11 protein-coding genes are annotated in these 15,993 nt (G+C 36.2%); 2 read left to right on the plus strand and 9 right to left on the minus strand.

Features of this window, described 5'->3' with window-relative positions; genetic code table 11:
• Window positions 1–3: 3 nt before the first annotated feature.
• Entirely contained in the window at window positions 4–1,641 is a 1,638-nt protein-coding gene (locus BOQ62_RS03260; protein ID WP_129037067.1) for a T9SS type A sorting domain-containing protein, read from the minus strand.
• A 405-nt stretch (window positions 1,642–2,046) separates the two neighbouring features.
• Between BOQ62_RS03260 and BOQ62_RS03265 the strand changes: the two genes are divergently transcribed.
• The gene (locus tag BOQ62_RS03265; protein WP_228413635.1) at window positions 2,047–3,270 is read left to right on the plus strand and encodes a helix-hairpin-helix domain-containing protein; all 1,224 of its coding nucleotides are present in this window, start codon (window positions 2,047–2,049) and stop codon (window positions 3,268–3,270) included.
• A 133-nt stretch (window positions 3,271–3,403) separates the two neighbouring features.
• Here BOQ62_RS03265 and BOQ62_RS03270 read toward each other — a convergent pair whose 3' ends face one another.
• From BOQ62_RS03270 to BOQ62_RS03295, 6 genes are all read right to left on the minus strand, one after another.
• Window positions 3,404–4,624: a YncE family protein gene (locus BOQ62_RS03270; RefSeq protein WP_129037070.1), complete on the minus strand. Its 1,221-nt coding sequence runs from the start codon at window positions 4,622–4,624 to the stop codon at window positions 3,404–3,406.
• Window positions 4,625–4,792: 168 nt separating this feature from the next.
• Window positions 4,793–5,515 carry a 23S rRNA pseudouridine(2604) synthase RluF gene (gene rluF / locus BOQ62_RS03275; protein WP_129037072.1) on the minus strand — a complete coding sequence of 241 codons (723 nt, stop codon included), beginning with the start codon at window positions 5,513–5,515 and terminating at the stop codon, window positions 4,793–4,795.
• Between the two features lie 54 nt (window positions 5,516–5,569).
• Window positions 5,570–6,268, minus strand: a complete 699-nt coding sequence (gene truB, locus BOQ62_RS03280; protein ID WP_129037073.1) for a tRNA pseudouridine(55) synthase TruB — start codon at window positions 6,266–6,268, stop codon at window positions 5,570–5,572.
• 21 nt (window positions 6,269–6,289) lie between these two features.
• Window positions 6,290–7,108 carry an undecaprenyl-diphosphate phosphatase gene (locus BOQ62_RS03285; protein ID WP_129037075.1) on the minus strand — a complete coding sequence of 273 codons (819 nt, stop codon included), beginning with the start codon at window positions 7,106–7,108 and terminating at the stop codon, window positions 6,290–6,292.
• Between the two features lie 111 nt (window positions 7,109–7,219).
• Entirely contained in the window at window positions 7,220–7,516 is a 297-nt protein-coding gene (locus BOQ62_RS03290; RefSeq protein WP_185126234.1) for a DUF3098 domain-containing protein, read from the minus strand.
• Window positions 7,517–7,518: 2 nt separating this feature from the next.
• The gene (locus BOQ62_RS03295) at window positions 7,519–8,418 is read right to left on the minus strand and encodes a cell division protein FtsX (protein WP_129037077.1); all 900 of its coding nucleotides are present in this window, start codon (window positions 8,416–8,418) and stop codon (window positions 7,519–7,521) included.
• Between the two features lie 91 nt (window positions 8,419–8,509).
• On the opposite strand from BOQ62_RS03295, the gene rsmA reads away from it, so the two are divergent.
• On the plus strand, window positions 8,510–9,280 hold the full coding sequence (gene rsmA / locus BOQ62_RS03300) for a 16S rRNA (adenine(1518)-N(6)/adenine(1519)-N(6))-dimethyltransferase RsmA (RefSeq protein ID WP_129037079.1): 771 nt from the start codon (window positions 8,510–8,512) through the stop codon (window positions 9,278–9,280).
• A gap of 135 nt (window positions 9,281–9,415) precedes the next feature.
• Here the strand turns inward: rsmA and BOQ62_RS03305 are convergent, their stop codons facing one another.
• Together BOQ62_RS03305 and BOQ62_RS03310 are read right to left on the minus strand one after the other, a co-directional pair.
• Window positions 9,416–11,788: a choice-of-anchor L domain-containing protein gene (locus tag BOQ62_RS03305; protein WP_164976664.1), complete on the minus strand. Its 2,373-nt coding sequence runs from the start codon at window positions 11,786–11,788 to the stop codon at window positions 9,416–9,418.
• 270 nt (window positions 11,789–12,058) lie between these two features.
• Window positions 12,059–15,637, minus strand: coding sequence for a choice-of-anchor L domain-containing protein (locus tag BOQ62_RS03310; RefSeq protein WP_129037080.1), 3,579 nt, complete (start codon window positions 15,635–15,637; stop codon window positions 12,059–12,061).
• Window positions 15,638–15,993: the final 356 nt, after the last annotated feature.

Raw genomic sequence — 15,993 nt, forward strand, 5'->3', positions numbered from 1 at the left:
TTTTTACTTTTTAATCAATTTCGCGTTCGCTGTTTTATTCTCATCCGTCTTTATCGTCACCAGATAAGCTCCCTGAATGAGTGCTTGAGTATTAATCTTCGTCACTTTATTATTTGTTTTTATACTTTGAAGCTGTCTTCCGCTCATGTCATACAATAGGATATCAGCGTCCTTGAAATCAAAACCAATTTCTACATAAGCATAATCTGAGACAGGGTTTGGATAGATTTTGATATCGTATTTTTCAATCAAATCATTAACCTGTTTGTCACCAAGCATTACAATCTTCCAGTTTTCTTTACCCAGTTCTTCTGCACTGGTTCCTGCCAAAACAATGGAACCGTCTCTGTTCAGTTTTAAATCAGAAAGTCTTTCTTCTTTTTGTCTGGATTCTCCTTTCACGTGTTTTCTCCACTGCTCATTGCCATTTTGATCTAAATATAACATCCAGAAAGTTTCATCATCAGTTTGTATTCTTCCTTCTGTTTGAGTATAACCTCCAAGCAGAGTACCTTTAGACTTCTCGCTTCCATCTTCCAGCCTCCCGCTTACTACACTCATTCCCATCAAAATATCACGATTCTTGAAATTATAGGATTTCTGCCACTGTTCATCACCTCTTTCATTTAAGGAAATTAACCAAAGATCTGTTCCTTCTTCAATTCCTACTGTTTTGTTCCCCGATCTCTCTGATCTTGATTCTCCGCCAATGATAAATCCGTTTGAAGTTAAAGCCAAGGTTCTGATGTGATCATCACCCTTTCCTCCGAAATTCTTTTCCCATTCTACTTTTCCGGTTTTGTCCAATTTCACGATCCAGTAATCTCCTTCACCGAAGTTTTCAGTTTGTTTCGAGGTGCGGGTTACGGGATTCGAGTTTTGAGCGTTTGATATGGAACCCGAACCTCGCATCTCGGAAGCTTTTTCAGAACCCGAAGCACGAACCTCGGAACTTCTTGAATACATTCCCAGCAATGCTCCGCCATCTTTTGTTGGAATCATCTTTTCAACTTCATCTAAACCTCTACCACCTAAAATTAATTGGGAGAGTTCTTTTCCGTCTTTGTCTAATCTTGTAATAAAGACATCTTTGGAGCCGTATCCTTTTGAAGAGTTCTGTATATTACCCGCAACGAAAAATCCTAAATCTGTCGTTTGAATGACAGCTCTTGCTTCTTCATCTGATGAACTTCCTAATGTTTTCTGCCATAATTCGTCTCCAAATTCATTGATTCTGATCAGCCAGATATCTGATCCTCCTTTGGCATCTTCTTTTTTATCCAGTCCTTTTCCAGAATAGGAAGTTCCGGCTAAAAGAAACCCTCCATCTTGAGTGGTAATAGTTGCGGATAAATAATCATGATTCTGTCCGGAAAAGTATTTTTCCCAGACTTCTTCTCCCTGTTGATTCAGTTTTACAAGGTGAAAATCATAACCGTTGTTTTGCTTACTTGCAGAAGTCTGCTGTTTATTACTCTGAATTGAGCTTCCTGTAATAAGATACTGTTGATCGATAGTTGTAGTAACCTGGCTTAAAAAATCCTGGGTAGAGGATTTGATGTCTTTTTGCCACACCACTTCCTGGGCAGATAAGCCCAAGACTGCGCATATAGTAAATGCACTGAGATAAAATTTTCTCATTTTAATGTTGTTTTCTGAGTTAGTAATTAGCTTATTGAAGCTCCGCAAATTTAACACTTTTTAAGACGTGAAAAATGAATTAATGTGGTATACTTTAAATCATACTATCAATAATCAAATCTTCCTTATTTTATATTAAATTCATTTTATTATCATGCAAAATTATCGCAGTAGAGCGACAAAACCTGTCGTATTAAAAATAAAAAGCGTAGACTGTAAAAGCAGTAAATTTATTTTTAATTAATAAACCATATCATACAAAATAGAATATTCATATTAATTTATAAATCATAAAAAACAATCTCTATACAATCTTTAATCATTTCATAATCAGCTATTGCTATGGCTTATTTTTATTAATAGGTTTACCAGATGAGAAAAAACTATTACCGGAAATTGGCATTCATGGTCACATTACTGACCATTTTATTTGCCTATCAGAAGTACACCAGTCGGGGAAAAGCGCCTTTCCCTGATGTAAAGTTCATTTCAGACTCAATGTCCAGCAATCTATCAGATTTTGATCCTAATACATTAGATAAAGAACAATGGCAGAAACTCGGTTTTTCAGAGAAGCAAACTGCCACCATTCTTAAATACAAAGATATATTGGGTGGAAAATTTACATCAAAGGAGCAATTGAAAAAATGTTATGCTATTTCTGAAAAGAAATTCAGTGAATTGGAATCTTTTATATTACTTCCTGAGATGGCTGGAGGAAATACATCAAAAGATTTTAATAAAATTGATAAAAAAGAACTTACTGTTGGAGGAAAATTCAATCCAGATCAGTTTTCTGCCAATGACTGGCTAAAAATGGGCTTCAGTGAAAGACAGACGGAAGCTATTTTAAAGTATAAAAACTATTTAGGAGGAAGCTTTATCAGTAAGGAAAAATTTAAAGAATGCTTTATTATTTCACCGGAAAACTACAGTAGACTTCAGTCTTACTTATTGTTACCAGAAAAGACTCCTGAAAATTTCAAAAATTTTGCAAAAAACAAGACGATTAAAACCCAAATACAATATCATACTTTTGACCCTAATCAAATGGATATAGAGGGATGGAAAACACTTGGCTTTTCGGAAAAACAGAGTACCACCATCGTCAATTACCGTGATAGAAATTTGCGGGGAAGTTTTAAAAGTACTGAAGATCTGCAGAAATGTTTTGTGATTTCACCTGAGAAATTTCAGGAAATGAAACCTTATATCAGCCTTCAGGAAAAGCAACAGGAAAAAACCGATTTTTCAAAAACTGATCTCAATTTGATCACTTTCAGGCAGCTTATAGAATTTGGCCTGGATGAAAAAAGTGCTGGTTCAATCATTGGTTTCAGAAAGAAACTGGGAGGTTTTATGAATAAGCAGCAGATTTTAAGTACTTACAATATTGATCAAGATCTTGTTCAAAAACTGATTACAACAACACCTTTGAATACTTCAGGGGTTCCCCGGTATTCATTAGTTGAAGCTCCCGAAGACTGGCTCAAAAATCATCCCTATTTCAAATATTCTGCAGACAAAATTATTTTCTACAGAATCAGCAATCCTGATGATAAAAAAATATGGAAATTTTTAAAACTAAAACCAGAGTATGAAGAAAGAATGAGATTATACGTAAAATAAAAAAAGTCTAAAACCTATTTGGATTTTAAATACAAAAATGCTTTGCTGAATATATTAAGAAACCAATTGATTTTACACAAAAAAACTATTCCATTTTTGGAATAGCTTTCTAACTGAAATCTTATACTAAATTTTAGTGATGCATATAATTGCTGGGACCATTGGTTCCTTCAATGGATTCGGGAATTATTCCATATTTATTTCGTAAATCTACTGTACCTAATTTTTTTCCCGTATTGATATCAATTACACTAATCGTTCCGGAATTTAAGTTAGGGAGATCCAATAGATTATTCTGTACTGCCACAACATCTTTTCCAGATTTGGTTTTAAAGAAAGCCATATGATGTGCTCCTTTATCAGCTTCAAAAGTTTTCAAAAGCTTTAACTGAGGAAGATTGCTTAAATCAAAGACCAGTACTTTTCCAGGATCTGCAAAACTCACATAAAGTTTATTTGAATCGTCAATATACATTTCGAGTGCCCAACCTAATCCTTGTGTACTTCCGTCAAAGATCTTGGTAAAAGCATCATATTTCTTGGTTGTAGTATTATAGGGAGCTATCCAGATATCTCCACCAAGCATCGTTGTAGAAAGTGCATATTGTGGAAATTTTCCACGCAGTAATAATACCTCAACAGGAGCAGATAGATCCGTTGGTGAATCTGCCACGTGATAAGTCTCTTTTAATTCATACGTATTTAAATCTAATAAAGTACAGCTATTGCCCATTCCGGTGGTAAGGTCCGGGTGAATGGTAGAAGTTACCATCATTAATCCTTTTTCTTCATTCACTGAAATACCATGTGGATACATTATGAATCGATTAGGATTAGTTTGAATGGGTGCTTTAATGGTTTTAATAAGCTGATTATTAGTATTAAAAACACCTATACTTCCATCTTTTGGACCTCCTGCCCCACCCATAAAGGTCATAAAATATCTTCCGTCATTAGTGAAAAAAATATTTTCACCTACGGTATTCTCACCGGTATCAATAGGAGTTGCACTTATTAATTGAGGTTGTCCGTTTTGATCTTCTCCCGTTTTTACTTCGTAGAGATAACTTCCTCCCAAAGCGGTGGTAAACATCTTTTTTGCATTTTGATTGTAATAAATATGATGAGGCAATACACCAATACCCAATTCAAGCTTACTACTTATATTTCCAAAATTCGGAGCTTCTGGATCAAGTTCTATAACGGCAATTCCGTCTGGCAATCCTTTTAAACTTCTGTAATCAATGTAAAACGAAGAATCGTGCGGATGATCCGGATTATGATTATCATTTTGACAACCTACCAAAACTACCGAAACAACAAACAAAATAAGTAAATTAAAATTTGATTTCATGATTTTCACATTATGGTTATTAACACTATAAATATAATATATTTTCAATGGAAAATATAATATATTACACTAAAGTGTGAAAAATAACTCAATAACTACAATTGAAAACCTTTTTCAGTTGTCTGTGTCTGAAAAATTAAAAAAGAACCGTTAAAATATTGATATGTTTTAGTCTATTGTTTTGCTGGAATCTGAAAGCAAGGTATTCAAAGCATTCATTTCATCTTCCGTAAGATCTCTCCATTTCCCGATTGGAAGATCAAGTTTAATGTTCATGATGCGGATTCTTTTCAGTTTTTTCACTTCATATCCCAGATATTCACACATTCTTCTGATCTGTCTGTTGAGTCCTTGAGTAAGAATAATTCTGAAGTTCATTTCATCAATCTTCTCCACTTCACATTTTTTAGTCACAGTATCCAAAATAGGAACACCGTTTCTCATTTTTTCAAGAAATCTTGGGGTAATAGGCTTATCTACACGAACCAGATATTCTTTTTCGTGGTTATTACGGGCTCTCAGAATTTTATTGACAATATCACCGTCACTTGTTAAAAGAATAAGCCCTTCACTGGGTTTATCCAGTCTTCCGATAGGAAAAATTCTTTTCGGGTGGTTGATGTAATCTACAATATTATTTTTTTCGCGTTTGGTATCTGTAGTACATACAATTCCTACAGGTTTATTAAAAGCAATATATACAGGTTTCTCCTGTGGTTCTCTGATGGGTTTTCCATCTACTTCTACCACATCTTCATCTGAAACTTTTGTTCCCAGTTCAGGAACTTTCCCGTTTATTTTGATTCTGCCTTCTTCCAAAAGTTTATCTGCCGCTCTTCTCGAACAGTATCCTACTTCGGATAAATATTTATTGATACGCGTTTTTTCCATTAGTCTTTTCTGTAACAGGAATAATTTTTATTGCTAAACCGGGATGATTTTATTTTACAGACCTTCAAATCTGTACTCATTATTCAAGAACTGATCTGTAGCATCTTCAATGGCATAGTCACCAATCTTGGTACGTCTTAGCTGTGTCAGATAAGCTCCTACTCCCAATTCCTGGCCAATATCATGCGCCAGACTTCTGATGTAGGTTCCTTTTGAACATCCTACCATAAAACTCACCAAAGGAAAATCAATTTTGATATCCTTGATGTAATGGATCGTGGTTTTTCTTGCTTTCATCTCCACTTCTTCACCAGCTCTGGCAAGGTTGTAAGCTCTTTCTCCATCAATTTTGATAGCTGAATAAACAGGTGGTTTCTGTTCAATTTCTCCAACAAATTTCTCCAGAACTTCTATTACCTGTTCTTCAGTAATATGGGATATTTCCTGTTGAAGAATTTCAGGTTTTTCAGTATCATAAGATTCTGTTTGTACACCAATCTTAATTTCTGTCCAATATTCTTTGGGAGCATCCTGAATTTCAGGAATTTTCTTTGTGAATTTTCCACAGCAAACAATAAGAAGTCCTGTAGCTCTTGGATCTAAAGTCCCTGCATGTCCTATTTTAAATTTTTTAGGAAGATCAAATTCCCTTTTAAGTTTGTATTTCATTTTATTGACAGCCTGGAAGGAAGTCCAGTCCAAAGGTTTGTCTAATAAAAAAATGTATCCTGATTTCAGTTCTTCAGCAGTCATGAATGAGTGTAATGTAATTTCTTATTTAAAGAAATAAAAATAAATCAACAGGGCAATTCCAACAAAAATACGGTACCAGCCCCAAGGTTTGAATCCATATTTATTAAGCACTCCAATGAATGCTTTTATAGCAATAAGCGCCACAATAAATGCCACAATATTTCCAACCACAAAGATCATAATGTGATCCTGTGAAGCCATGATCATTTCATATCCTTTCTGTGGATTGGGTGTTTCTTTCCCCCAGGTTTTCACAAAAACTGAGTAAACTGTTACCGCCAGCATCGTAGGTACAGCAAGAAAAAAAGAGAATTCTGCAGCAGCTTTTCTGGTAAGTCCCTGCGCCATCCCTCCAATGATAGAAGCGGCACTACGGCTTGTCCCCGGCATCATCGCAAGACACTGCCAGAAACCAATGGTAATAGCATTTCTTATGGTAATCCCTTTTTCATCATCAATTTTAGGGTTTTTAAACCATTTGTCTGCAAACAGTAAAACAACACCCCCCAAAACCAATACGGAAGAAATGGCAATCTGATTTCCAAGTACAGCTTCAATTTTATCGTCAAATAAATACCCTAGAACCAATGCTGGAACCACTGCAAAAGCCAGTTTAAAATAGAATTGAATATTATTTAAGTCAAAAAACTTTTTCCAGTATGCTACAACAACAGATAAAATAGCTCCAAACTGAATAGACACCTGAAACATTTTTAAAAATTCTGTTTCTTCCAATCCCATAAGATTTGCGGTAAATCCCATGTGTGCGGTAGAAGAAATGGGAAGATATTCTGTTAACCCCTCTACAATGGCAATAATAATTGCTTTGATTAAATCCATATTCTTTTTAAAAATTAAAAAGATTAAAAATCTAAGAATATAAAAAGACTGGCTCATTGGCTTATATCTTTCAATTCTTAAATTTTTTAATCCTTAAATAAAATATTTCACTTATTTTCTTTTTAAGATCGCATATACTTCTATTACAAATCCAATAACAACAAACAGAGGTGCTATTCTGATTCTTCTGATAGAAAATATACCATCATTCCATGAGTTTGGATCAAATTTCCCATCTACCGTATTGGCATCAGGCCCCATCATCAGTAGAAACCCTACTACAATAAATGCCAATCCTATCAGCATCCATTTGAAATTCTGCTGCCCGAAATAGAAAGCATTTTCCTGAGGTACTTCTGCTTCATGTCCAAAGTCTGAAGCGGAAATTTTATTTGTTTTTTTGCTCATTGTTAAGAGTAATATAAATCGTCAACGTTTGATTTTAAGAATCTCCATGTAGCGAAAATGGTACTTAAGACAGAAATAAAAATTCCTACTCCCAATACTAAGATAACCAACCAGAAGTACTGATTATTGTCTTGCACGAAAGCAGAACCAATCTGACTTGTGAAATAATACCAAACACCTCCTAAAGCAAGAAGACCAATTACAGAACCGATAGCTCCTAAAATAATAGCTTCTACAATGAAAGGTTTAAGGATAAATCTTCTTTTCGCTCCTACAAGCTGCATTGTTTTAATAATAAATCTCTTCGAGAATATTTTCAGACGGATAGAGTTATTAATCAACACAACAGCCAATACCAGAAATAGAATTGAAAATCCTAGGATCCACTTCAAGATTCTGCTCAGGTTATTATAAACATCTACCATCAAAGTACTGTCATTTTTAACATCTATAATCCCTGGAACAGATTTGATCTCTTTAATTGCTTCATCAATTTTTGCTGGATCTACGAATTCCGGTTTTAAAGCAACTTCAATTGAAGAGGGGAAGATATTTTCTTCGAACAATGCATCACTGTCTATTCCCATAGTCTTTTTGGCTTCTTTAGCCGCCATATCTCTTGAAATATAGGTTGCTTTTTTTACAGGAGCTAATAACTGTACCTTTTTAAAAGTTTCTTCCTCCAGTTTTGCAATTTTTACAGAATCTTTAGCATCATAGTTTTCATCAAAGTAGGCATTCACCACCAACTGTTCTTTGATATAGTCAGAATACTTCTGGGCATTAATCAAAATAAGCCCCATTAATCCTAACAAAAATAACACTAAGGCAATACTTATCACTACTGTAATATTGCTGGACCGAAGCCTTTTCTTATTAAATTCATCTACAGATTTAGCCATTAATATTAAAATTTTTGGCTAAAATAGAAAAAATCTTCCGAAATTTGGGACGAAAAAAAGAAAATCACTGTTAATAAAATCATAAAAAACCTTGAGTGTAAAAGCAAAAAAACATCTTGGACAGCACTTCCTGACAGATGAAAACATCGCAAGAAAAATCGTAGAAGGTCTTAGTTTTGAGAACTATAACAACATCATGGAAGTAGGTCCCGGAATGGGGGTTCTTACCAAATATCTTCTTGAAAAAGATCAGAACATCTACCTTGCAGAAATAGACACAGAGTCTATTGAATACCTGAAAAACAATTATACAAAGGTTACTGAAGATACTTTTGTAGGTGATTTCCTGAAGCAGGACTTCAGTTTTCTCAACAATGACCAGATTGCCATTATTGGAAATTTCCCGTATAACATCTCATCACAAATCCTTTTTAAAATTGTGGATCATTATGAACTGATCCCGGAAATGGTAGGAATGTTCCAGAAAGAAGTAGCTGAAAGAACAGCAGCGGTTCCGAGAACTAAAGATTACGGTATTCTTTCTGTACTGATACAGGCTTATTATGATGTGTCCTATATGTTTACTGTACATGAGAACGTCTTCAATCCTCCTCCAAAAGTTAAATCCGGAGTGATCAGGCTTACAAGAAACCCGAAAGAAGGTCTTGCAGGTAACGAAGTTCTTTTTAAGCAGATCGTAAAAACAGGATTCAATCAAAGAAGAAAAAAACTTTCTAATGCATTGAAATCTCTAAATATTCCTGAAGCATTAAAAGGTCATGAATTTTTAGACAAAAGAGCAGAAGAACTCAGTGTATTGGATTTCATTCATTTTGCTAATCTCTGGAAAGAAAATCAATAAACATCCATACAAATAAAAGCTCCTAAGTTAGGAGCTTTTTTATTGGTTTACAATATAATCAAAGCTAATCGTTAAAAGCAGAAAGCCTTTCAAATTTTATTTTGAAAGGCTTTCTTTTATATTACATTATCAATTCTAGTTTCTGTTTTTCAGCATGATCCATCCTGACCAGTTCATCTGAGCTTTTGATTTTGGATACTCAAAATTGAACTTATACCAGTATGTTGCTGTTGGAAGTCTCTTACCTCCTACTGTTCCGTCCCAGATAGGATTTTCTTTTGAGAATCTGAACACCTCTACTCCATATCTGTCATATACAGAACCTGTGAAGTTTTTAAAGTCTCCAAGAGCTTTAAGATCCAGAACATCATTAATTCCGTCTTCATTCGGAGTAATAATGTTGTTGATCTGCAATGTAAAGAATTCAAGAGATCCGATACAATGCGTTCCTACTCTTCTTACTAAAACAGTATAATTTGTATTATCTAAAAGATTAGCAAATACGTTTGAAGCCTGCCATGTGATTCCGTTGTCAATAGAATATTCTAAAGTACTTGGCGTATTGTTCATCGGTGGGTTTTCAGCTGTAATGGTTACTGCTTTCTTGATACTTTCATAACTTATAGCAGTAACGAAAGGAGTAGCTGCTCCCAATACTTTTGCTTCAAAAACTTTCTTACAGATACCATTGTCTACCTCCACTGAGTAAATTCCCCATTGGTCTACCACAATTTTCTGTGTTGTAGCCCCTGTACTCCAAAGGTATTTGAACCCTTGTCCTGCTCCAGCATCAAGAGTCACTTTATCTCCAATACACATTTCAACATCTTGTAATGGTGAAGTGATTTCTGGTGTAACTTCAATTCTTATGGTTGCCGGATTAAGTGATTTACACCCTTTTGCACCAATTGCATACACGGTAAATGTTGTAGTCTGATATAGAGTAACAGTCTGCGTATTACCTGTTCCCATGAAGTTGCTCCACAGATAAGTGTTACCCCCATCAGCAGTAAGGGTTACAGATTCTCCAGGGCATATTTTTATTCTTGAAGATTTTACTGTAGCTGTTGGTGTTACTTCTTTCTGCAATGTAAGTTCAACTATTTTACTACAGAACGCACCATTGGAAACAAGAACATAAAGGATCTGTCCGTCATTACCATTATAGTTCAATGGAGTCTGAATATAATTTCCATTTTGAGCAATTGCATCAGCCTGGTTTTCGTAGAATTTAAAAATAGCTCCCGGTGTCGGGCTGATGGTAGGCATAATGGTACTTAAATCAAAAGTAGTAATATCCGGTGTGGTACAAAGCAATAACGTTGCATCCTGAGCCTGAGGAGTTGTTCCTCCGTGAATCTGGATGGTAGCTTTACCCGGACATGGATTACCTGGAACACTTACTTCGATCGTATAAGTCCCTGGTTGTACTGCTGTAATGGTATTGGTAGTGGCATTAGGTACCGGAGCACCGTTAAAATACCATTGATATACAAGGTTAGGATCATTTACTGATGCAGTAATTACCTGAGGTACATTGTCGCAAACATTGATATCAGAAGGTAACTTTGTTCCGGCAGGATCCAAAAGATCCACACCAATATTGAAAGATCCTCCTTCCAAAAATACAGCAGAGTCATAACTGTGGTCACTGTAATCGGCAATTACCATTTTGAAGTGGTATTGCTGCCCTGCTACTACAGTTGCTGTAGCAGTCAGAGGAATTGTTCTTCCGTTAAAGTTCGTTTCAACGTTACCTGTATTATATCCTCCGAAATACTGCTCATTTACAGCACCACAGCTCCCTACTACTGCAGGGTGAATATTGGTAATACTTACTGGTCCTGCTCCTCCGGGAAGTACAGCCATATTTACATAAGGCCCTCCTGAAGTAGGTCTCAATAAGATGGCAAATGCATCTGCAAAGGTACAAGGGAATGAACCTGTATATTCTTCCGATGCGATAAGATAGTTAAATTTAATTTGACTGGTTGTAGGTACGAAGTCAAATTCCAATAGAACAGCATCATTCAGTCTGCTTTCCACTACTCCAATTACCTGTGCAAGATCAGCATCCGATCCTCCTCCGTTTACATCGTTAAGGCCACCTTCAAAAGTGTTACCAGCTCTTCTTGCAAACCCGGTAGAAAGGATAAGTCCATCTTTAAAAGGGAAATTGGTTGTTGCTTTATGAAAATATCCCCATGCTCTGTCTGCATCACTTGCAGCATGATTAGGTGTAATCTTCACATTGGTCACATTCGGAGTAAGACAAGTATTTGTTCCGGATGAGATCAGCACATCTTTTACCATTTTCTCTATCGTATAACTGGACTCAGGGTATGACGGAGCATTCACGTCAATAAAAACACCTGCTCTTCTGGATGCTGCTGTAGGAGTTTCCTTTACAGGTTTTCTTGGAGGCCGGTCTTGTGAAAATAAAAAAGTCGAGATGACTAAAAAAATAAACAAAGCGGTAGATATCTTCTCATAATATTTTTGTTTCAACAAATTTAATTTTTTTTTAAATATCTCATATACATATTTACATTTTTTACAACAAAAAATCAAAACATCTCCCTTTTACGGTAAAATTTCGTTAATCAATCCCTATCCGTCCAAACTCTATATCATGTGGTAGCATTGTATTATCAATTGTTTTAGCATATTTATCATCAATTTTGAATAATTCACAAAACGCGATAATTTATATTCTTAAAAACAACAAAATCTTCCATGACTGAAAGATTTTGTTGTTTATTTTTATTTCAAGAATTTCTAATTTCTATTCTTTAAAAGAATCCAGCCTGAGCGCTGTTCCAATTTTTTACTGGCCGGGTTTTCCCACTGTACTCTATACCAATAAGTCGCTGTAGGAAGATTGATCCCTTTTAAAGATCCGGTCCATATAACATTCCCTTTGCTTGCCTTGAATACTTCAGCTCCGTATCTGTCGAAAATGGAAGCTGCAAAGTCTTTATAACCGCTGATTCCTGTGAAATCTATGGTATCATTTACACCATCCATATTAGGGGTAATGGCATTGCTGATAATGAATGTAAAATATTCCAGTGAGGTACCACATTTAGCACCTACAACTCTTACCATCAAAGTATACATTGTATTATTTAAAATACCTGTAAATACATTAGATGAATGCCAAGTTAATCCTCCATCTATAGAATATTCCAATACCCCTCCCGTTGGATTACTTGCTGTAAGGGTAAGAATATGATTATCATAAACTACATTGGTAAACTGTGGCAGATCAGGATTGATAAGCTGAGCCGAAAACGTTTTGGAACAAGTACCATTACTAATCGTTACAGAATACGTTCCCGGAATATTAGTAGTTATCGTTTGAGTGGTTGCCCCCGTACTCCATAGATATGTATAATTTGGTCCTGAACCTGCATCAAGTGTTCCTTTATCTCCTGCACACACAAATACATCTTTTAAAGTAGAAACAATTGCCGGAACAACTTCAATCTTAACTTTCGCAGGGTCCACAGAACTACATCCGTTTCCTCCCAATGCATATACTGAATATTCTGTTGTTACCGTAGGTGTGACAACCTGAGTATTTCCATTTCCGGTAAGACCTATCCAATTATAAGTAATTCCACCCGAAGCAGTCAATGTTACAGATTCTCCTTCACAGATTTTTAATTTTGATGCAGTAAGTCCTGCAATAGGCGGACCTACCTGAACTGTTACACTAGCTGCAGTGGCAGAAATACAACCATTAGCACCAACAGCAAATACGGTATAGGTAGTAGTCACAGTAGGTGAAACAACCTGAGTATTTCCGTTTCCGGTAAGGCCGTTACCCCAGTTATAAGTTACCCCTCCGGAAGCTGTTAATGTTACAGATTCTCCAATACAAATACGAGGCTGTGATGAAACAACAGCAGCCACTGGCTTTACTTTATCTTCCGTTACTGTTACCGTTGAAGTGAAAGTACAGCTTAGATTTCCTGGCTGTGAAACATTCGTAACGGTTAATGTATAAGTACCTCCGGCGCTTACTACAGGGGTAAGCGTATTCCCTCCCGATACAATTGTTCCTCCGGTTGTTGTCCAGGCAATAGTAGAACCAGCAGGTACAACAGATGCAGAAGCATTAATTGTTATCTGAGGAGTTGTACAGGTAATTGTTTGCGGCGCAGCAATCGTAAGAGTAGTTTCAGCTGTTTTTATTAATTGAAGAGACACTACATAACTACACCCTCCATTGCTTACCAACACATAAATTGTCTGGTTTGCCGGTGGTGTATACGCTGTAGGATTTGCAATAAAGTTTCCGTTGGCAGCATTGGCATCAGCCTGATTGATATAATACGTAAAAGTAACCCCTGCAGCAGTTGTGATCTGAGGCTGCGCTTCTGTAAGATTAAAAGCTAATCCTGGCTGATAACATTTATGCAATATTGCGTTTTGTGCTGTAAAAGGTTCTGATACTTCAATGGTTATAGTTGCCGGGTTTTGAGATGCACAGCCATTTGCTCCTACTGCTGTTACCGTATAAGTAGTGGTAACAGTAGGTGAAACCACCTGCGTATTTCCGTTTCCGGTAAGACCATTTCCCCAATTGTAGGTAACACCTCCAGAGGCCGTAAGTGTTGTAGAGTCTCCTTTGCAAATTTTTATTTTACTTGCTACAAGCCCCGTAACCGGTGGTGCACTGTTTCCTGTTACGGTTACAGTACCTACCGCTGTACAGCTAAGATTTCCAGGCTGGTAAACTTTTGTTATTGTTAATGTATAGGTTCCTGCGGCATTAATTACAGGGTTTAAGGTAGTACCTCCTGAAACGATATTTCCTCCTGTAGTGGTCCAGCTGAATGTAGCACCTGCCGGATACACGGAAGCAGAGGCATCCAATGTAGTTTGGGAATTGGCACAGGTTAATACTATCGGAGGAGCAATAGTAGGTATCATTTGTGGTGCTTTTACCAGCTGTAATTCTGCTACTTTAGCACAGAAGCCGTTGGCTACTCTTACATATACTGTTCCCCCTGCACTTTGATAAGCTGTGGGATTAGGAATTGTACTTGTGTTTCCGGCATTAGCATCTGCCAAGGTGGTATAATATGAAAACACAGCTCCTGGAGTAGTACTTATTGAGGCCTGTGCTGATGTTAAATTAAAGGTAGCATTTCCGGCAGCATAACAAGCCGTTAATGTAGCATTCTGTACTGTGGGAGATGTTCCGCCAACCACGGTAATGGTAGCTTCTCCCGGACAGGAATTTCCCTGAATAAAAACTTTAACGGTGTATACTCCCGGTTGTGTAGCAGTATAACTTGCATTAGTAGCTCCCGGAATAGGGTTGGCTCCCAAATACCACTGATAGGTTATATTCGCTCCCTGAACCGAAGCTGTAAAGGTCTGCGGAGTATTATCACACATATTTACAGATGCAGGAAGCTGTACTCCCGCCGGATCAAGAATTTTCACCCCAATATCGAATGACCCTGCTTCTAAAAACACTGCAGAATCAAAGTTGGGATCCTGATAATCAGCAAGGACAATTTTAAAGTGATACGTTTCTCCTGGAATTACAGTTGCTTTTGCGGTAAGAGGAATAGTACGTCCATTAAAATTGGTTTCAATCTGAGCGGTATTGGTTCCTCCGTAATAGGCTTCATTTTTAGGTCCGCAATTTTGATACTGCGGGTGAATATTGGTAACACTTACAGGTCCAGCTCCCGCCGGAAGTACTGCAAGGTTGGTATAAGTAGGATCAGTTGCTTTTTTCAGCAGCAAAGCAAAACCATCTGTAATGGTACATGGGAAATTTTGCTGATATTCTTTTGACGCAAATAAATATCTGAAAGTAATTTCAGTAGAAGCTGCCACAAAGTCAAACTCTATGGATGTTGCATTATTCAGGTTGGAATTCGCAATTCCCAATGCATTTGCCAGATCTATATCTCCTCCGGTCCCCAAATCATCACTTAAAGTTCCCTGAAAAGTATTTCCTGCTTTAGCAGCATATCCTGTGGAAAGTATAATCCCTTTACTGAACGGGAAATTGGTATTCGATTTATTGAAATATCCCCAGCTTCGGTTTTGATTGGTAGCAGGCAAATTGGGAGATACCGTTACATTACTTACACTTGAATTGGTACAGGTACCTCCTGATATAAGAACATCTTTGACCAATTGGGTTATAGGATAGCCGGATTCCGGGTAACTTGGTGCATTTACATCTATAAAGACACCAGCCCTCAAAGAAGCAGCTTTAGGTTTTGCAGCAATTTCTACCCTTCCTTTATTTTGGGCCAAAACAAAGTTGCCTAAGAAAGCTAAAAATAACGCTAAAAATAAATTTCCTCTCCTCCTATTTAACATTTTATATTATTTTAAACAAAAATACTATTTTTTTGATTGAAATTCAAGTTAACACAATTTACATTATTACTAACGCAAGTTTATTTATGTTAGAATATCAACTTTGTTTATTTTAAAACAATAAAAAAAGACTGACAAAATAGCTAGTCATGGTCGGAAGATTTTTTCTTCCGACTTTTTGTTTTTAGATATTCAATATTATTATTTTAATTAATTGATTATCAGCCATTTAATTTGTTTTATTATTTCATTTTTTGTATCTTTATTGCTGATAATCAATTGTTTATGTCAGTTTTTAAAGATCACAAAATATCACTTAAAGATGTTTTAGAATTTATTCCCGAAGCACTTTTAAG

This window comes from Chryseobacterium sp. CH21 (assembly GCF_004119445.1).
GTDB lineage: Bacteria > Bacteroidota > Bacteroidia > Flavobacteriales > Weeksellaceae > Chryseobacterium.

What these genes read in the sequence shown, in the direction of transcription:
- BOQ62_RS03260 (WP_129037067.1), bottom strand. Translation starts at nt 1,641, where the DNA reads ATGAGAAAATTTTATCTCAGTGCATTTACTATATGCGCAGTCTTGGGC.
- BOQ62_RS03265 (WP_228413635.1), top strand. Translation starts at nt 2,047, where the DNA reads ATGGTCACATTACTGACCATTTTATTTGCCTATCAGAAGTACACCAGT.
- BOQ62_RS03295 (WP_129037077.1), bottom strand. Translation starts at nt 8,418, where the DNA reads ATGGCTAAATCTGTAGATGAATTTAATAAGAAAAGGCTTCGGTCCAGC.
- truB (WP_129037073.1), bottom strand. Translation starts at nt 6,268, where the DNA reads ATGACTGCTGAAGAACTGAAATCAGGATACATTTTTTTATTAGACAAA.
- BOQ62_RS03290 (WP_185126234.1), bottom strand. Translation starts at nt 7,516, where the DNA reads ATGAGCAAAAAAACAAATAAAATTTCCGCTTCAGACTTTGGACATGAA.
- BOQ62_RS03310 (WP_129037080.1), bottom strand. Translation starts at nt 15,637, where the DNA reads ATGTTAAATAGGAGGAGAGGAAATTTATTTTTAGCGTTATTTTTAGCT.
- rluF (WP_129037072.1), bottom strand. Translation starts at nt 5,515, where the DNA reads ATGGAAAAAACGCGTATCAATAAATATTTATCCGAAGTAGGATACTGT.
- BOQ62_RS03270 (WP_129037070.1), bottom strand. Translation starts at nt 4,624, where the DNA reads ATGAAATCAAATTTTAATTTACTTATTTTGTTTGTTGTTTCGGTAGTT.
- BOQ62_RS03285 (WP_129037075.1), bottom strand. Translation starts at nt 7,108, where the DNA reads ATGGATTTAATCAAAGCAATTATTATTGCCATTGTAGAGGGGTTAACA.